The sequence below is a fragment of the Roseateles sp. genome, from assembly GCF_036486225.1.
Lineage (GTDB): Bacteria > Pseudomonadota > Gammaproteobacteria > Burkholderiales > Burkholderiaceae_C > Roseateles.
Map to the genome: position 1 here is coordinate 1 of NZ_DASVNZ010000365.1, position 17,036 is coordinate 17,036.

At 70.1% G+C, this 17,036-nt stretch carries 15 protein-coding genes and 1 pseudogene; 6 read left to right on the forward strand and 10 right to left on the reverse strand.

Features of this window, described 5'->3' with window-relative positions; all coding sequences use genetic code 11:
* Together VF536_RS23875 and VF536_RS23880 are read left to right on the forward strand one after the other, a co-directional pair.
* Positions 1-338, forward strand: a 338-nt coding sequence (locus VF536_RS23875) for a hypothetical protein (RefSeq protein WP_331617413.1), incomplete at its 5' end; no start/stop codon positions are given.
* 65 nt (positions 339-403) lie between these two features.
* Positions 404-1,546 carry an acyltransferase gene (locus VF536_RS23880; RefSeq protein ID WP_331617414.1) on the forward strand — a complete coding sequence of 381 codons (1,143 nt, stop codon included), beginning with the start codon at positions 404-406 and terminating at the stop codon, positions 1,544-1,546.
* On the opposite strand, the gene VF536_RS23885 is transcribed toward VF536_RS23880, so the two are convergent.
* A complete protein-coding gene (locus VF536_RS23885) occupies positions 1,470-2,447 on the reverse strand; it encodes an AraC family transcriptional regulator (RefSeq protein ID WP_331617416.1) in 978 nt (325 codons plus the stop codon). The two genes, VF536_RS23880 and VF536_RS23885, sit on opposite strands and share 77 nt — an antisense overlap.
* Positions 2,448-2,589: 142 nt before the next feature.
* On the opposite strand from VF536_RS23885, the gene VF536_RS23890 reads away from it, so the two are divergent.
* The 3 genes from VF536_RS23890 to VF536_RS23900 are packed head-to-tail and all read left to right on the forward strand — an operon-like array spanning position 2,590 to position 5,917.
* Positions 2,590-3,648 (forward strand): NAD(P)-dependent alcohol dehydrogenase, encoded by a 1,059-nt coding sequence (locus tag VF536_RS23890; protein WP_331617418.1) that lies wholly within the window; start codon positions 2,590-2,592, stop codon positions 3,646-3,648.
* A 47-nt stretch (positions 3,649-3,695) separates the two neighbouring features.
* Positions 3,696-4,991 carry a putative DNA modification/repair radical SAM protein gene (locus VF536_RS23895; RefSeq protein WP_331617419.1) on the forward strand — a complete coding sequence of 432 codons (1,296 nt, stop codon included), beginning with the start codon at positions 3,696-3,698 and terminating at the stop codon, positions 4,989-4,991.
* Positions 4,991-5,917 carry a TIGR03915 family putative DNA repair protein gene (locus tag VF536_RS23900; protein ID WP_349257492.1) on the forward strand — a complete coding sequence of 309 codons (927 nt, stop codon included), beginning with the start codon at positions 4,991-4,993 and terminating at the stop codon, positions 5,915-5,917. The genes VF536_RS23895 and VF536_RS23900 overlap by 1 nt, the downstream gene beginning before the upstream one ends.
* Here the strand turns inward: VF536_RS23900 and VF536_RS27760 are convergent.
* Positions 5,857-6,750, reverse strand: a pseudogene (locus tag VF536_RS27760) (hypothetical protein); the annotation flags it as partial. The gene VF536_RS23900 and the pseudogene VF536_RS27760 sit on opposite strands and share 61 nt — an antisense overlap.
* Positions 6,751-6,946: 196 nt before the next feature.
* Between VF536_RS27760 and VF536_RS23910 the strand changes: the two are divergent.
* Positions 6,947-7,375: a VOC family protein gene (locus tag VF536_RS23910; RefSeq protein ID WP_331617421.1), complete on the forward strand. Its 429-nt coding sequence runs from the start codon at positions 6,947-6,949 to the stop codon at positions 7,373-7,375.
* Between the two features lie 15 nt (positions 7,376-7,390).
* Here the strand turns inward: VF536_RS23910 and VF536_RS23915 are convergent, their stop codons facing one another.
* The 8 genes from VF536_RS23915 to VF536_RS23950 form a co-directional block, all read right to left on the reverse strand.
* Entirely contained in the window at positions 7,391-8,305 is a 915-nt protein-coding gene (locus VF536_RS23915; RefSeq protein ID WP_331617422.1) for a hypothetical protein, read from the reverse strand.
* On the reverse strand, positions 8,302-9,342 hold the full coding sequence (locus VF536_RS23920; RefSeq protein WP_331617423.1) for a polysaccharide deacetylase family protein: 1,041 nt from the start codon (positions 9,340-9,342) through the stop codon (positions 8,302-8,304). Before VF536_RS23920 ends, VF536_RS23915 begins: the two co-directional genes overlap by 4 nt.
* A 122-nt stretch (positions 9,343-9,464) precedes the next feature.
* Complete coding sequence (locus tag VF536_RS23925) at positions 9,465-12,155, reverse strand: protein kinase domain-containing protein (RefSeq protein ID WP_331617424.1); 2,691 nt, start codon at positions 12,153-12,155, stop codon at positions 9,465-9,467.
* A gap of 182 nt (positions 12,156-12,337) precedes the next feature.
* Positions 12,338-13,102: a hypothetical protein gene (locus VF536_RS23930; protein WP_331617425.1), complete on the reverse strand. Its 765-nt coding sequence runs from the start codon at positions 13,100-13,102 to the stop codon at positions 12,338-12,340.
* Positions 13,077-13,940: a type VI immunity family protein gene (locus tag VF536_RS23935; RefSeq protein ID WP_331617426.1), complete on the reverse strand. Its 864-nt coding sequence runs from the start codon at positions 13,938-13,940 to the stop codon at positions 13,077-13,079. Before VF536_RS23935 ends, VF536_RS23930 begins: the two co-directional genes overlap by 26 nt.
* On the reverse strand, positions 13,940-14,947 hold the full coding sequence (locus VF536_RS23940) for a DUF4150 domain-containing protein (protein ID WP_331617427.1): 1,008 nt from the start codon (positions 14,945-14,947) through the stop codon (positions 13,940-13,942). The genes VF536_RS23935 and VF536_RS23940 overlap by 1 nt, the downstream gene beginning before the upstream one ends.
* Before the next feature lie 3 nt (positions 14,948-14,950).
* Positions 14,951-16,252, reverse strand: coding sequence for a TIGR02270 family protein (locus VF536_RS23945; protein ID WP_331617428.1), 1,302 nt, complete (start codon positions 16,250-16,252; stop codon positions 14,951-14,953).
* On the reverse strand, positions 16,249-17,036 hold a 788-nt coding region (locus tag VF536_RS23950; protein WP_331617429.1), incomplete at its 5' end, for a beta-ketoacyl synthase N-terminal-like domain-containing protein. The genes VF536_RS23950 and VF536_RS23945, both read right to left, overlap by 4 nt.

Consider the following 17,036-nt stretch of genomic DNA (forward strand, 5'->3'; position numbering starts at 1 on the left):
CCCCACCGCCGCCTCCGCCGGAACTCTCGCCCGGCGAGAAGGCGATGCGCGCCGGCGATGCGCATGAGCGCGGGGGCCGACTGGACAAGGCGCTGGAGGAGTTCCGCCGCGCCGAGGCCGCCGACCAGCCGGGCGCCGGCGCCAAGATCGAGGCCGTCCGCAAGAAGCAGATCGCCAAGGCCACGCTGAGCGCGCGCACCGCGTTCGCCAAGCAGGACCTGGCCGGCGCGATCAAGGGCTGGGACAACGTCCTGCAGCTCGATCCGGACAATGAGCTCGCCAAGCTGGAACGCCAGAAGGCCGTCACGCTGAAGGCGAAGGCCGATCAGCTGAAGTGACCGGTCGACGATGACCCCCTGCGAAGAGGCGCCCCGGGCGCCTCTTCGCATTTGATGCCCCTCTCATGGACGCCCGCGCCCCTCGCAACTTCGCCATCGACTGCCTGCGCGGCGTGGCCATCCTGCTGGTCGTCGTGCATCACCTGGCGCTGCCGTTCCGGCTGCCGCTCGCGCCCAGCCTGCTCGGCCCGTGGGTGCCCAAGCGCCTGATCGACGCCCTCAGCTTCAACGGCTACGAGGCCGTCTTCCTGTTCTTCGTGATCTCGGGCTTCCTGATCACGACGCGCATCCTCGAGCGCCACGGCGATCTGCGGCGCGTCGATCTGGGCGCCTTCTACCTGGCCCGCGCGCGTCGCATCCTGCCGCTGCTGCTGGTCGTGCTGGGCGTGCTGACGCTGCTCGCAGCGCTCGGCGTGCCCGACTTTGCGCCGTCGTCCCGGCAGTCCATCGGCGGGCTGCTGGGCTCGGCGCTCACCTTCACCTTCAACTGGTATGAAGGCCGCACCGGCTGGGCCCCGGCCGCGTGGGACGTGCTGTGGTCGCTGTCGATCGAGGAGGTCTTCTACGTCGCCTTCCCGCTGCTGTGCCTGGCCTTGCCGCGCCCCTTGCTCGTCGTCGCGCTCGCGGTGCTGGCGCTGAGCCTGCTGCCCTTGCGCGCGCTGGTGCCCATCAGCAACGAGGTCTGGTGGGAGAAGGCCTATCTGCCCGGTATGTCCGCCATCGCCTGGGGCGTGCTGGCGGCCCTCGCCGCCCGGCGCTGGCGACCGGCGCCGCGTGACGCGCGGGCGCTCGCGATCTTCGGTGGCTTCTGCGTGCTGCTCGTGATCGGCTGGGGCGATCTCGTCCACCGCCACCTCTTCAAGAGCGGCATGTACGGCCTGTGCCTGGGCACCTGCGCGATGCTGATCGCGTTCCGGGCGCATGCACCAGCGCCAGCGCCTCGCCGGGGCCTGGGCTGGCTCGCGCGCATGGGCAGGCTCAGCTACGAGCTCTACCTCACGCACATGCTCGTCGTGCTGGCGACGGTGGCGCTGTACCGCGCGACCTGGGGCCAGGCGCAGACCTGGACCTTCGTCGTCTACCTGCCCGCCGTGGCGGTCTGCGTGCTGCTGGCCGCGACGGTGGAGCGCGTCATGACGCGCGCGCTCTCAGCCTTGAGACGTCCCGCATCGGCGGATCGCCGAACAGGCGCCGGTACTCCCGGTTGAACTGGGTCGCGCTCTCGTAACCCACCCGGTACGCCGCGGTGCTGGCGTCGATCGCTTCCGTCAGCAGCAGACGGCGCGCTTCATGGAGCCGGATCTGCTTCTGATACTGCAGCGGACTCAGGCGTGTCATCGCCTGGAAGTGGCGATGCAGCGTGGAGACACCCATCGCCGCCATCTCGGCCAGATCCTCCACGCGCACGGTCTCCGCGTGGTGCTCGCGCAGCCAGGCGATGACGCTCGCGACCCGGCTGGATTGCGAGCCCAGCACGGCGATCTGGCGCAGGTGCACGCCCGACGGGCCCAGCAGCAGGTGGTACAGGATCTCTTTGAGCACCAGGCGGCCGAGGACGGGGATGTCCCTCGGCCGGTCCCCGAGTTCGGCCAGACGGGCGATCGCGTCGAGCAGCGGCGCCGTCACCGTGCCGACCGTCATGCCCGGGCCTGCCGGATCGACGGGGATCCCATGGAGGTCGACCTCCGCCGCCATCTCGCGCACGACGGTCAGGTCCAGCCGCAGCATGATCGACAGGAAGGGCTGGACCTCGTTCCCGTCCAGGACCTGGGCGATGGTCGGCAGATCGACCGAGGTCAGCATGAAACGGCCTGCGCCGTACTCGAAGGTCTCGGTGCCCAGCACCACCCGTTTGCGTCCCTGCACGACCAGCGAAAGACTGGGTTCATAGAGCACGGACACCGGCGGGCAGAAGGCGTCGCGACGGTGGAAGGACAGCCCGGGCACGCCGTCATCCACATCGCCTGCATCGGGCAAGCTGCGAAGGATGCGTCGGGCCAGGCGCGCGCGCGGGTCCGCCGGCGGCTCGTCGGTGAGCGGCCCTTGCGGGTGCGAGGAAGGGAGCGCGGAAGAGAGCGCGGACGGATGCGGGAGCGACATGGTTGGCATGGTGCCGCCCGCCTCAGAGCGCGGCAAGGCTTGGCCGGTCGAGGGAGAGGAACGGGCAAGAGTCCGGAAGGATCGAGCTAACGGCGCCGGTACGCCGGACGGGACGATGCAGGTCTCCCTTTCCTCCATGAATGGACCTTCCATGCACACGATCGGATATGCCGCGCAGGATGCGCACAGCCCGCTGGCTCCCTTCAACTTCGAACGCCGCGAGCTGCGCGCCAACGACGTCGCCCTCGAGGTCCTCTACTGCGGCGTCTGCCACTCCGACCTGCACCAGACCCGCGACGACTGGAAGGACTGGGGTCCCACGCGCTACCCCTGCATCCCCGGACATGAAGTCATCGGGCGCGTCGTCGCGGTGGGCAGCGGCGTGCACCGCCACGCGGTCGGCGACGCGGTCGCCGTCGGCACCATGGTCGACAGCTGTCAGCACTGCGACCAGTGCCATCGCGGCGAGGAGCAGCTCTGCCGCGAGTTCCCCACGGTCACCTACAACGGCCAGGACCGGATCGACGGCACGACGACCTTCGGCGGCTACGCGAAACACCTGGTCGTCCGCGAGGAGTTCGTGCTCAAGGTGCCAGCCGGGCTGGACGCCTCGCGCGCGGGTCCGCTGCTCTGCGCGGGCATCACGGTCTATTCGCCGCTGCGCCAGTGGAACGTCGGGCCGGGCAGCCGGGTCGGCGTGATCGGCATCGGCGGCCTCGGTCACCTGGCCGTGCGACTCGCGGTGGGACTCGGCGCGACGGTGACCGTGCTCACCCGGTCCGAGGCCAAGGCCGCCGAGGCGCACGCGCTGGGCGCGGATCGCGTCCTGGTGTCCACCTCCGCGCCGGCCATGGCCGCCGCGACGTCCGCCTTCGACCTGCTCATCGACACGATCCCCGTGCCGCACGACCTCTCGCCGTACCTGGGCCTGCTCGACGTGGAGGGCGTGCTGGTGATCGTCGGCAATCTCGGCGACATGGCGGGTTTCAGCTCGCTGCCCCTGGTCATCGGCCGTCGCCGGATCACCGGCTCGCCCGCCGGCGGCATCGCGCAGACACAGGAGATGCTCGACTTCTGCGCCCGCAAGAACATCCTGCCGGACTGCGAGTTGATCGCCATCGACACCATCAACGAGGCCTTCGAGCGCATGGAGCGCGGCGATGTCCGCTACCGGTTCGTGATCGACATGGCGACGCTGACGCACGGATGAGTTGGAAAACTGTATATTCATACAGTATTCAATCTCTCCGGCAGTTCATGGACCTCTCCCGCAAGCTCGCCATCCTGGCGGACGCCGCCAAGTACGACGCTTCCTGCGCCTCGAGCGGCACCGATCAGCGCGACTCCCGCGGCGGGACCGGCATCGGTTCGACCGAAGGCATGGGCATCTGCCACAGCTATGCGCCGGACGGCCGCTGCATCTCGCTGCTGAAGATCCTGCTGACCAACCATTGCCAGTACGACTGCCTGTACTGCGTGAACCGGTCGACGAGCAACGTCCCGCGCGCGAAGTTCAGCGTCGAGGAGGTGGTCGCGCTGACGCTGGACTTCTACCGGCGCAACACCATCGAGGGGCTCTTCCTCAGCAGCGGCATCATCAAGAGCCCGGACTTCACGATGGAGCAGGTGGTGCGCGTCGCGCAGGTGCTGCGCGAGGAGCACGACTTCCGCGGCTACATCCACCTGAAGACCATCCCCGATGCCAGCGAGGAACTGCTGCGGCGCGCCGGCCGCTACGCCGACCGCCTCAGCATCAACGTGGAGCTGCCGACCGAACAGGGTCTGAAGGCGCTGGCGCCCGAGAAGGACACCGCCGCCATCCACCGTTCGATGAGCCGCTTGAAGCTGCACATCGACGATTCGAAAGACGCGCAGAGGACGGCGGCGGCGACCCCGATCCGCGTGATCCCCGGCGCCGCCGCGCGTCCGGCCAGACCGCCCCGCTTCGCCCCCGCGGGCCAGAGCACGCAGATGATCGTCGGCGCCGACGCCAGCGACGATCGCAGCATCCTGCGCAGCAGCGCCGCGCTGTACGGGCGCTTCCGGATGCGGCGCGTCTACTACTCGGCCTTCAGCCCGATCCCCGATGCCGCGCGGGCGCTGCCGCTCCAGGCGCCGCCGCTGGTGCGCGAGCATCGGCTCTACCAGGCCGACTGGCTGATGCGCTTCTACGGCTTCGACCACGAGGAGATCGTCGACGACGGCACCGGCCTGCTGCGACTCGACGTCGATCCCAAGCACGCCTGGGCGCTCGCCCATCCGGAGCGCTTCCCGGTCGACCTCAACCAGGCGCCGCGCGAGCTGCTGCTGCGGGTGCCGGGGCTGGGCGTGGGCTCGGTCGACAAGCTGCTCGCCGCGCGCGTCGCGCGCCGCCTGAGGGCCGAGGATCTGCGGCAGCTGAAGCTGCCCACGCGCAAGGTGCTTCCCTTCGTGATCGTCGACGGTCATCGACCCAGTGCGGCGACGGCGTCCACGATGCCCGGTGCGGCCGCCGTCGCCGCCGGGCCCGCGACAACCGGGATGTCCGCGCCGACGCAGATGGGGCTGTTCTGATGATCCGCGTCCAACTCGACGGCCCCATCGACGTCGATGGATTCCGCCGGGCGGCGAAACGGCTGATGGCCGGCGGCGTCGCCCCCGACGATGTCGCATGGGTCACCGGAGACGACGGCGACGCGCTGTGGACGGATGAAGCCCTGGACAGCGCAGCGGCTGTCGAGTCCGAGCCGCTCACAGGGGCTGCGCCATCGACGTTCACGGTGCCGGCGGCGTTCCTGTCGCTGTGCCGCACCGCCCTGCTCCACGCCGAGCCCCAGCGCTTCACGCTGCTGTACCGCATGCTGGTCCGCCTGAAGACCGAGTCGGGCTACTGGCGCGACACGCTGGACCCGGATCGCCGCCGCGCAGAACGCCTAGAACGCGAGGTGCGGCACGAGATCCACAAGACGCATGCGTTCGTCCGTTTCGTGCCCATCGAGGATGTCGACGGCGAGCGTCTGGTCGCCTGGTTCGAACCGACGCATCACACGCTCGAGGCCGCAGCACCCTTCTTCGCCCGGCGTTTCGCGAACCTGCGATGGACGATCCTCTCGCCGCGTTGCTCGGTCTCCTGGGACGGCACGGCGTTGCAGATCGGCCCCGGCGGCCGGCGCGAGGACGCGCCCCCGCAGGACGCGGGTGCGGAACTCTGGCTGACCTACTACCGCAGCATCTTCAACCCGGCGCGGCTGAAGGTCGCGATGATGGAACGCGAGATGCCGCGCCGCTACTGGGCCAACCTGCCGGAAGCCGTGCTGATCGCGCCGCTGGTCGCGCAGGCCGGTGACCGCGTTCAGACCATGCTGGCCGAGGGTCCGACCGCGCCTCGCCGCATCCGCGAGATCGAACGTCCCCGCCCTGCCAGCACGGCCACGCCGGCCAGCAGCATCGCCCAGGTCGAGGGCTCCGGCGCCGGCGACGGCACGGCGGACAGCGCGTAGTTGAAGCCCGACGCCGACGTCACCGCGTAGTCGACCACGCGGCCGTACCAGTCGGTCACCTGCGAGATGCCGCCCCAGTAGATCGTCGGCGCATCGGCGGTCATCGTCCCCGTCGCCGACGGCCCGATCGCGTTCAGGCGGCTGTTCATCTCCAGGTAGAAGTCCATGTCCATCGCGCGGCCGGCGCTGATCGCCGCCGCGAAGGTGTAGACCGCGTAGACGTTCCCGATCGCGCCGACATTCCAGTGGCTGGCGGTCGCGACGCTGCCGTCGTGGGTCAGCGTCGTCGTGCTGTCCCAGCTCGTGGTGTAGAACCCGTCGAGCTGGTGGACGAAGGTCCAGTCCAGCGAGCCCGCCTGCGCACCGCCACTCTGGCCGCCCGGGCCGCTCGAACCGTCGGCGCCACGCGTCATCGACGCCGACGTGCCGCCGGCGATCACGATGTTGTAGTGGATGACCAACGCGTTGTCGGAGCCGCCGTCCTTGCGGCTGAAGGTCAGCGCATCGGTCTGGTAGGCCGACAGCGACGCCGACGACGTTCCGCTTCCCGAGACGCTGGCCGCGAGGCTGCCTGACAGATGGCCCGGTCCCAGCCGCGTCGACGCCGACGTCGCCGAGTGGAACGGGTCGCCCGACGCATCGATGCCGCTCTCGCTCGCCGAGGCATCCAACCATCCGGGCTGGCCGCTGTTCGCGTGTCCATCGGAGGCATTGCCGGCCCGGACGTCGATCTTCTGCATCGGACCGCCGGGAGGATTGAACTGGGCCTGGGCGCCAGGGACGGCCGCCGCAAAGGCTGCGACGAGGACTGCGGCAAGGAGAAGCGGTTTCATGGAGAAGTTGCCTTGGAAGACGTGCCGGGCACGAGAAGGACAACGCGAGCAAACGAGGCGCCCATCGCGGGGTTGCCGCTGTCCCGGACTCCGGGGGCGCCGAACGGCGCTGCAGGAAAAACGAATGGCCCGGGCGCCGCGTCGCGGGATAAGAACGTCGCTTGCCCCTTCATCTCACGCTTTCAAGGAGAACCCCATGGAAACGCAGGAACTGCATCGCGGACGCCTCATCGACCACCTCCAGCTCGTCGTGCGGGACCTGCCCGCGAGCCGGAAGTTCTACGAGGCGATCCTGCCGCCGCTGGGCGTGCCGATCGGCGGCTCGGGCGAGGACTACTTCTGGGCCGACGAGCTGTTCGTGTCGACGGCGGACAGCCAGGCTGCGCAAGGGCACCTGACGGGTCGCCATCACCTGGCCTTCCAGGCCAGGGACCGCGCGGCGGTGGACGCCTTCCACAAGACCGCGCTGGCCAACGGCGGCACCGACAACGGCGCGCCCGGCGAGCGGCCCTACCACCCCGGCTACTACGCGGCCTTCGTGCTCGACCCCGACGGCAACAACATCGAGGCCGTCTTCCACGGCGAGGCCAGGCGCAGCGCGGACTCGGTCAAGGTGACGTTCTGAGCGCAGCCCAGGCCGTCACTTCTTGTCCACCTTGTTCTTCGCCGTCGCCGCTGCTGCGGCTGCCGGCGTGGGCGCGGGGGACTTCGCCGCCGACTCGTCGATCAGCTGCCGCATCATCGCCGTCGCCCGCGCGTTCTTCGGGTCCACGCGCAGGCACTTCTGCAGCACCATGATCGCGCCGGACTTGTCGATCACGGCGAGCTTCTCGGCCTTGCGCACGTAGAGATCAGCCAGCAGCCGTTTCGCCGACGGATCGTTGCGGTCCTGCGGCGCGCGCTTCTCCAGCAGCCGGATCGGTTCGTCCACCTCGCCTTGCGCGGCCAGCATGGCGATGTGCTCCAGCTCGTTGCGGTCCGGCCCCGCGGCAGCGGCGGCGGTCTGGGCCGACTCCTTCGCCGGAGCGCCCGAGGTCGAGGCCTGCGCCTTCGCGGTGGCCGCCGGCTTCGCCGCGACCGGCGGCGGCGCGGCCTTGCGCAGCGTCACGCGCGCGGGCTTGCCGAGGTAGCTCTTCTGGTTGCGTTCCTTCTCGAGCGCACGCAGCGCATCGGCGGCGGCCTCGTTGTCCGGTTGCAGCGCCAGCGCGCCCAGGTACTGCGTGGTCGCGCCGTCCAGGTCGCCGCGCTTGTGCGCAGCCTTGGCCTTGTCCAGCCGCTCGGTCACGCCGCTGTCGATCTGCTGGCGCGTCGCGGCCAGGCTGTCGCGGTAGCCGGCGTTCTCCGGACGCAGGACCGTCAGCGCTTCCCAGGTCCAGGCGGCGTCGGCCAACTGGCCGTCCTTCACCTGCTCCTGCGCGCGCTGGACCTGCGCCAGCTCGAACGCCGACGGCGGGCTGCCCGCGCTGCCTTCCGGGTTGCGCAACGCGCCGGGGCCGCCGGTACAGGCCGCCAGCGCGGCGGCCATCACCAGGGCCAGTGCAACGGCCGCCCTCATGGGGTCGGTCCGATGCGTCGGCTGGTCTGCAGCCGGGCCTTGAAGGCCTCGAGGTCGTGGTCGCCGAAGATCATCGTGCGGCGCAGCATCAGCGGCTGCGCGTAGAAGGCGTTGCCGCCCGGGTTGACGGTCACCGCAAGGGTGTATTTCTGGCGCGTCAGCGCGTCCAGCACGAGTTCGTTGGCGTCGCCGTAGGGATAGGCGTAGTGGCGCACCTGGCCCGCCGTGCCGAGCTTCTGCTCGATCAGGTCGCGCGGGCCGGCGGTCTCGGTGTCGAGGTTGCGCTTGTAGCGCTCCTCGTTCTCGCCGGTGGTGCGCTCGATCAGGTTGCGGTGCGACTTCGAATGCGACTGGATGTCCATCAGCCCCGAGGACTGCATCTCCGCCAGCTGCGGCCAGCTCACCGCGTCGCCGCCCGCGCCGACGAAGTCGGTGTAGACGAACATCGTCGCCGGCAGGCCGAGCTTGCGCAGCACCGGATAGGCCAGCTTGTAGACCGACTCGTAGCCGTCGTCGAAGGTGATCACCACGGCCTTGGGCGGCAGCGGTTCCTTGCCGTCGAGGTAACCGGCGAGCTGCGACAGCTTGACCACGCGGTAGTCGTTCTTCGCCAGCCACTCCATCTGCGCGGCGAAGTTGCCCTGGGACACGGCCATCTTCCCGCCCACCGTGCCGAGCCGGTGGTAGCAGAGGATGGGCACCGTCTGCAGCTGACCCGAGCGCACGCCCAGCGGGCTCATCGGCTTGAGCGGCACGATCAGCGGCTGTCCGGGCTCGGCCTTGGTCGCGCCGCTGTTGGCCTCGCTGAGCTGCCAGTCGCGGTCCTCGCTGCCCAGCAGCCGGCCCGCGATGCCGCGCAGCGATTCACCGGCCACCGGCACGTAGATCAGCAGCCGGTCGCTGCGCGCGACGATCTCGCCGTTGGCCGCCGTCGAGGGCGCCTTGACCGGCGCGGGCTCGTTGAGCGGCGGCGTCGCGGTCGGCGTCGTGACGCAACCGGTCAGCGCGAGCACCGCGGCAACGACAGCGCCCGCCATGACAACGCCGCCGAACATCGGACGACGCGGTCGGACTCCCTCTCCCGCTTGCGGGAGAGGGAGGGGGTGAGGGCCAGCGGCCGGCGAAGTACCACCTGCCATGAATCCATTCAACACGGGCATCAGGCGGCTCCCGGCGTGGACGGCGGGACGGGCGGCGCGGGCTGCGTCTGCTCATCCGAAGGCGCGGCGGCCTCCGGCGCCTTGGCTTCAGGCTCGGAAGCCTGCGCGGTTTGCGCCGTCTGCGCGGCCTGCTGCCGCGCCGCCGCCAGCGCACCGGACTTGCGTCCGATCGTCGTCGGCGCTTCCGCCTTGGCGGCGGAGGCCGCCAGCGCCTGTTTGTCCTGCAGCGCCTGCGCCATGCGGTCGAAGGCGGCGTAGAGCAGGCCGAATTCGTCCTTGCGCTGCTCGCGGATGCGGAAGTCGACGCGGCCGCGGCCGATCTCGTCGAGCGCCTCCACGACCAGCTTGATGGGCCGCGAGAACCAGTTGGCGACGAAGAACATCGCGATCGCGACGGCCAGCACCGTCGTCACCGCGAGCACCGCCATCAGCGTGCGCGACAGCCGCGCCACGCTCTCCAGCGGACGCTCCGGCAGGCCCAGCGCGACGCGCCCGACGGTCTTGTCCTGGAAGGTGATCGGCGAGTCGAAGCCGAGGATCGCCGCGCCGCCGGCCGCGTGATACCGCGTGCGCTTGACGGCGCCCTGCTCGCCCAGCGTCTCGCCCGGCGGCGCCTGGTAGGGCTTGCCGACGGTCTCGGGCAGGCTGGACGCCGCGACCACGCCGGCGCGGTCGACGACGGTGACGCTCTCGAAGTCGCCCGTCTTCATGATCTCCTGCAGCGAGACGTCGACGGAGACCCAGTCCTCGCCGAGCGCGGCGGTGGCGTTCTGCGCGGCGATGAAGCGCGACAGCGCGGTGCCGTAGTCGGCCACCTGCTGCATCAGCGCGGCGTTCTGGCGCTGGCTGATGATGGAGCCGCTCACCGCCATCACGATGGCGACGATGCCGGCCATCATCGCGGCCCACTTCACGCGCAGCGGGATCAGCTTGGCGCGGCCCTTGTTGCGCGCCTCCTCGTCGATCTCGCCCAGCACCTTGACCAGCGCCTCGGCCAGCTCGGCGCCGGTCTGAAAGCGGTTCTCGGGCGCCTTGGCCAGGCAGCGGTCGACGACGCGGCGCAGCGACGCGGGGATCTCCGGACGCAGCTTGTTCAGCGGCGTCGGGTCGTCCTTGGCGATCTTGAGCGCCAGGTTCACGACGCTGTCGCCGGTGAACGGGCGCACGCCGGTGAGCATCTGGTACAGCACGATGCCGACCGAGAACAGGTCCGAGCGGCCGTCGATCTTCTCGCCGTTCATCTGCTCGGGGGCCATGTATTGCGGCGTGCCGAGCACGTCGCCGACGCGGGTGCGCTGCTCCCCCTTGGTCGACTCCATGTGGGCGATGCCGAAGTCCATCACCTTGATGTCGAGCGTGCCGCGCACGCGGGCGATGTTGCCGGGCTTGATGTCGCGGTGGACGATGCCGCGCTTGTGCGCGTAGTCGAGCGCGCGGGCCAGCTGGATGGCCATCACGACGGTGTCGCGGATGGCCAGCGGCGTGCCGGGCTCGAGCAGGTCGGCCAGGGGTTCGCCGTCCAGCAGTTCCATGGCCATGTAGGGCCGGCCGTCGACCTCGCCCACGTCGTGCACGGTGACGATGTTGGGATGCGACAGGCTGCCGGAGGCGCGTGCCTCGCGCAGGAAGCGGGCGTGGTATTCCTCGTCCTCGCACAGCGAGGCGTGCAGGAACTTGATCGCCACGTCGCGGCCGATGCTGGGGTCGTGGGCCTTGAACACGCTGGCCATGCCGCCGCGTCCGATGCGGTCCAGCACCTGGAAGCGGCCGACCTGGCGCACCGGGGCCTCGTTGCTGGCGACCTTGGCGGCGAGGGAGCCGCCCGGCAGCGTGCCGGTGGACGGCTTGGGATCGGGCACCGGCGGCATCGCGCGCAGCGCCGCCACGGCGGCGGCGGCATCGGGATCGAAGACGGTCTCGGCGAATTCGGAAGCACCGAACTCGGACTCTTCGGCCTCGACGGGCGGCGGCGCCACGCGGGGCGCAACCGGAGCAGCGACCGGAGTGGCAACCGGCGCCGCGACCGCCGGTGCCGCAGGCGGCGCCACGGGAGGCTTGACTGGCGCGGTATCGACCGCCGCCGGCGGGGTCGCGAGCAGCTTGGACGCGGGCACGATCACGGTCTCGTTGCCGGTGGCGGCGGAATCGGCGACGGGCGTGGCGGGCGGTGTCGGCTCGGCCGGCGGGGAAGGCCTGGTCACGGGATTCAGAACGGCGGCGGGGGCGATCACGGTCTCATTGCCGGTGGCCGAGATCGTGTCCACCGGCGAAGCGACGGGCACGTCGGGCGTGGAGGCGTCCTCCACCGGCGCGACGGGCGCGGTCGGCGGCACAGCATTCGCCTGCGGCTTGAGCAGGGCGGCGGGCGCGATGACGGTGTGGTCGGTGTCGACGGGGATGTCGGCCGGCTTGCGGCTGGCGCGCATCGAGAAGGTGTCGGGGAACGTGGGATCGATGAAGCTGATCTCGCGCTCATGCTGGACGGTCTCGGGGCCGTCGTCGTGCGGGGACTCGACCTCCGGCGCGGCAGGCGGCGCGGCGCGGTTGGCGGCGGTGTTCGGCGGCATGCGGTCCAGCGGCGCGCCGGCCGGCACGATGCGTGTCGCGTCCGGATCGAGCGTGGGATCGTCGGCCGCCGCCGGCACGTTGCCCGGCTTGGCCGAGCGGGGATTACCTTCTTTTCGTGACATCGAACGCCTCGCCGCGGCGAGGATCGCCGCCCAATGCGCATCGTCCCTGTCACGGGGATCGGGGGCAATGAACGAAAGTCACCCGAGGGCGGTACCTGAAGTGGGCTACGCAGACGCCGGCCCGCCGGGAGGCAGGACGCTGGCGCCCGGCAGGCCGGCAGACCGGCGCGCCGCCGTTGCGCCTATTCGACCGACACCGACTCGATGCAACCGTGAAGTCGCTGGAAGTGCGCCATCTGGTTGATCACCGCCCGGAACGCGCCTTCGTCGCCTTCCCAGGTATCGAAGCTCGCGATGAGCACTCGGGCGCCCGCGCGGGTCACCTCAGGGCAGTCATGGGCGTTGTAGCCGGGAGGGTCGCTGTCCTTGAAGAACCCCCCGGTGGCAGTTTCCAGCCACGCGTTCATCGCCGCCTCGATCTCGCCGCGGACCGCCTTGGGCACGCCCTTGGTGAAGGTGACCTCCACGTTCGCATCATCCGATGCGCTTTCCTCGTGGGACAGATCGAAATCCGCGCTGGTATCGGTCTCCGGATAGGGCGCCGCGATCAGGTCCTTCTCGGAGCGGGCCGCGCCCTTGTAGCCCGGCTGCTCCAGCCGGAACTCCAGCAAGGCTGCAGACAACTTGCTGAAGGCGCTGAGCAATCCCAGCAGCACGCGCCAGGCGACGGCCGGCACCGCATCGAGTTGCAGCGCCACGATCGCCGTCTGCCCGTCCGCAGAGAACGACACGCCTTGCACGCTCAACTTGGCATCGTCCCGTCCCGGCGACAGGCCTTGCGTGCTGACCAGGACGGCGAGGTGCTCGAACAGTTGGCCGATCAAGGGCTCGATCACCTTGGGCAGCGGTTTCTGGGCCACCAGGGTGACCGTCAGAGGGCCCTCCCCTTTGGCGGGATCAAACAAGCACACCACCTTCATTTCAACTCCTCGAATCAAATCGATCACGCCAGATCAGGAAGGCCTCTTCATCCATTCCGCCAGGCAATTGCTCGGGGACCGTCAACCAGTCTCGCAGCCAGCTCTGCAGTTGCGCCAAGCCATGAACATCTTCGTCCCTGTTGCGATCGCCGAGCGTGGGCTCAGCCGACACCTTCACCAGCCGCTCCATCGTCTCCGGTCCAGACTGCGCAGGCACCTCGTTCCACGACGCAGGCAGGAGATTCAACCATGACGCGGAAGTGAAGCTGGGCACGTCGCTGTTCATCACCTCGTCGAAGTCCCGATGAACCAGGCCCCGGTAGCGCCCGCACCAGGCACGCATCGTCCGGTCCCGCTCCGGTGCAACCCTGCGGATGTCGTACTCGATTGCGAACCCGGCGCTGCCCCAGGCATCCGGCAATGCGGCGGACAGTCCCCGGAAGACGCGTTCCAACTCGGCCGGGCGCCGTAATCCGAATTCCACGGGCCAGGTCAAGCGGAGCGCGGCGACGCCCTTTCTCTGCCACTGACCGGGCACATGCCAACGCATCGACCACGGCCCCACGGTGTCGGGCGATGCGCCCGACGTGAGTTCGACGTGCAGGGCCCGCCGATCATCGATGGCGTCGGCCACCCAGTCTTCGGCAACGCTGGCGCCAAACTCCGGGCTGGCACGCGCGTGGACCATCGGATCGACCCGGAAGTGCGTCAGATGGCGGCTCAACGCCGCGAATGACTGACCGTAGAGCAACACCAGGGATTCGTCGGACAGCGCGTCGCCATCGAAATGGAGCATCAACTCCGTCACCGGCAGCGCCAGCGTCCCCGCTTCGCCCCGGTGGATCGGGTAGGTCTGATCGTCCATCACCGACCGCTGGCGCGCCAGCCCTGCTTCTTGCCTCCCGGGCATCGGCACACGTCCTCGTCGATGGTCTTGACCTTCCCATCGCTGTCCAGCCGCGGGTAGTACGCCTTCTGGTGCGGCGACAAGGTGTCCAACTTGCCCTTGAACGCCGTGAACTTGCAATCGAAGGCCTTCATGTCGGGGATCTTTCCGATCGTCAGATCAGGGAAGCCGACGGTGCCCTTGAACGGCTTGATCTTCTTGAGCACGCGGGCGAGGGCAAGCCCCCCCTCCATCTTCGGAACCGTCGCCCCGCCCGGCAGGCCTGCCGCCGCCTCGAGCAGCCCGGCAGCCGGTTCACCCAGCGTCTTCAGCAGCGCACGGAACGTGTCTCCCGTGAGCAGTTGCGGCGCCTGCTTCAGACTGCGCGGGAAGAAATAGGTCTCCTCGAGGGCCGTGCCCTTGACGCGCTTGCCCAGCAATTCCCCGAACCGGGCCGTTGCACTGCCGCGCCCCTTCACAGCCGTGTTCTTCGGATCCAGATGTTCCTTCTGCGCCTGGCAGAAAGCCTCGCAGATCGCCCGCGCGTCCTGCTCCGACAGGCCCAGGTCCTGCGCAATCTGCTGCATCACGCCCGCGAGGTTCGCCGCGTTCTCGTGGTTGTGGAACATCTTGTCCATCAACCGGGCGCAGTTCTTCCCGTTCATCTTCGTGTCGAAGGAGTACAGGATCCAGGTCGCCTCCTTCATGAAGGTGCTGGACTTGACCCCGCCGGCCACGCCCGGGTTGTCGCCGTTGGACAACGCGAACTTCGAGCCCTTGATGGCCGCCATGGCCTTGTCGCCCTTCACGGTCGTCGTGCCGTCGGACAGCGTGATCGACTGGGCGATGTTGGGATACGGGATCGGCACAGGGCCGCCGGGGCTCGGTGTCTTGCAGACGTCGGGGATGGTCGCGACGCTGATGCCGTTGCTGAACTTGTGCACCAGCGAGTTGACGGTCCCGTTGACCTTGATGCTGACCGGCATGTCTCAGTCCCCCCCGCCCAGCCGTTGCAGCAGCCGCTGCTGCCGCCACGCCGGCGCATCGACCGGGAACAGCGGCGTGCCCGGCCGCAGCAGGCACAGGTGCAGCGCCGCGAGCGCCCTCGCCCGCTGCCGGCCAGCGTGCAGCACGCGCAGGCAGTGCACTTCGCTGAGCGGCTGGCCAAGGAAGAGCCGTCCATCGGGCGACAGCGTCGGCAACCGAGACTGGTGCGCCAGCCACCAGGCCCGCACCTGCTCGACATGCGGCCATGGCAGCGCGACGTCCACCGGCACCTCGACGTCGTCGTCCTCCGGGTCTTCGTTGGGGCCTTCCTCGTGGTCCTCCGGCGGTGGGGCCTCAAGGCCGTCCGTGTTGACGTCGGCGCCGGCGATCAGGCAGAAGGCCTCGAGCGCGATGCGCGCCGACGCCGGCTTGGTCATCTGGTCGATCAGCCAGGGCACGTAGCGCAGTTGGCCGGACAGTCCCGCGCCGATGATGCGCAGCCGCGCCGCGCCGGCCATCGACTCCGCCTCCACCAGCAGGCGATGCCCTTCCGCCACCGGCAGCGACAGCACCGCCAGCCGGAACGCATCCATCTGCCGCGTGCCGGGCCGCAGCGCCGCGCCCGTCAGCGCGGCCAGCGCCTTGCCGCGGTCGCCCAGCAGCACGCCGGACCACAGCGCCCAGTAGCGCGGCTCACTCTTCTCGTCGCCGATCAGGCCGAGCACCGGCTCCAGTCCCTCGACGCGCCCCAGCTCGCCCGCCAGCCGCAGCGCCCGCGCGCGTTCACCGGCGTTGGTCGAGCGCATCGACACCGACCAGCGCTCGCCCGCGTCCAGCCGGTGCGCGCCGTAGGCCTCCAACGTCAGGCGACGGCTGAGCGAGTCGTCGGCCGGCATCAGCGCCTCGGCCTTCAGCGCCTCGTTGGCGCCGACCCAGCCCAGCGCCGACGCCAGGCCGGGCGCGGCCTCGGGCGCCTCCTTGGCGCGCCGCACCAGCGGCAGCCAGTCGTCCGTCCGCCCGTTGAGCGCCAGTACCCCGGCGACGAAGAAGTCCTCCGCGCAGTCGTTGACCAGCGCCGCCTGGCACGGCGGCCAGGCGTCATCGCCGGCCTCGACCAGCCCGTCGAGCTGTGCGGCCAGTTGCTCGTCGAGGTCGGCGAACTGCTGCGGTGAGTAGTGCGGCGCGTCCAGCGCGTCGCGCCGCTGCGTCCACAGGAAGGCGGCCTCGTCGCGGTAGGTCTCGATCGGGTCGGTACTCACCGGCGCCGGAAGACCGGGCTCGAAACGGGCGTTGTCCATGGTCATGCCCGCACCGCCACGTCGGCGCGGATCACCGCGGCGCCGCGGCCGCCGCCGTCCGAGCTGCCCCACAGCAGCGTCAGCGGCCCCTTCGCATGGCCCTTGCGGCCGGCCGACGCCGCCAGCAGCAGATGCAGCGGCAGGCCCGCCGCGCCCACGTCGCCCCAGCAGTCCGCCGGCGCGAGGAAATCCGTCGGATCGCGCAGCCGGTCGCGCACGCGCAACCCGCAGAAACCGTATTCATCGGCGCGATACGCCTCGCCGTTCATGTCGCAGACCACGTTGTCGATCACACCTTCTCCGGGCACTTCATCCAGCGCGCGGCGCAGCGCCTGCGTCAGGCCTTCGCCGATGCAGACCTCGCCGCTCTTGTTCAATTTCGATTCGCGGCCCAGGCCGACCGCGAGCACATCGGCCCAGCCGCCCGACGACGCCGCCGCGGGCGCCACCAGCAGCGCGCCGGCCGCCTCGCCCGGGATGAACCCCCAGGCGTTGTTCAAGGGTCCGGCGCCGTGCAGTTGCTCCTCGGCCTCCAGCCATTCGAGCGTCTCCGGCGCGAGGTACGAGTCCACACCCGCGACGACGACGGCGTCGACCTGTCCGGCGCGCAGCCAGACGCGCGCCTGGTCGAGCGCTTCAAAGCCGCCCGCATGGCCGCTGGCGAAAAGCTGGAAAGGACCGAGACGCGCGCCCAGGCGATCGCGACACAGCTTGCGCACAGCCTCGATTGCGCCGGCCTCGCCGTCGGCGCCGCCCGGACGCGCCGGCGGCCAGGCGACGGCGACACCGA

Excerpts from the sequence above, each read along its gene's own strand:
- VF536_RS23890 (WP_331617418.1), top strand. The coding sequence starts at position 2,590 with ATGCACACGATCGGATATGCCGCGCAGGATGCGCACAGCCCGCTGGCT.
- VF536_RS23885 (WP_331617416.1), bottom strand. The coding sequence starts at position 2,447 with ATGCCAACCATGTCGCTCCCGCATCCGTCCGCGCTCTCTTCCGCGCTC.
- VF536_RS23895 (WP_331617419.1), top strand. The coding sequence starts at position 3,696 with ATGGACCTCTCCCGCAAGCTCGCCATCCTGGCGGACGCCGCCAAGTAC.
- VF536_RS23910 (WP_331617421.1), top strand. The coding sequence starts at position 6,947 with ATGGAAACGCAGGAACTGCATCGCGGACGCCTCATCGACCACCTCCAG.
- VF536_RS23940 (WP_331617427.1), bottom strand. The coding sequence starts at position 14,947 with ATGCCGGTCAGCATCAAGGTCAACGGGACCGTCAACTCGCTGGTGCAC.
- VF536_RS23880 (WP_331617414.1), top strand. The coding sequence starts at position 404 with ATGGACGCCCGCGCCCCTCGCAACTTCGCCATCGACTGCCTGCGCGGC.
- VF536_RS23920 (WP_331617423.1), bottom strand. The coding sequence starts at position 9,342 with ATGGCGGGCGCTGTCGTTGCCGCGGTGCTCGCGCTGACCGGTTGCGTC.
- VF536_RS23915 (WP_331617422.1), bottom strand. The coding sequence starts at position 8,305 with ATGAGGGCGGCCGTTGCACTGGCCCTGGTGATGGCCGCCGCGCTGGCG.
- VF536_RS23935 (WP_331617426.1), bottom strand. The coding sequence starts at position 13,940 with ATGGACGATCAGACCTACCCGATCCACCGGGGCGAAGCGGGGACGCTG.
- VF536_RS23925 (WP_331617424.1), bottom strand. The coding sequence starts at position 12,155 with ATGTCACGAAAAGAAGGTAATCCCCGCTCGGCCAAGCCGGGCAACGTG.
- VF536_RS23900 (WP_349257492.1), top strand. The coding sequence starts at position 4,991 with ATGATCCGCGTCCAACTCGACGGCCCCATCGACGTCGATGGATTCCGC.
- VF536_RS23945 (WP_331617428.1), bottom strand. The coding sequence starts at position 16,252 with ATGACCATGGACAACGCCCGTTTCGAGCCCGGTCTTCCGGCGCCGGTG.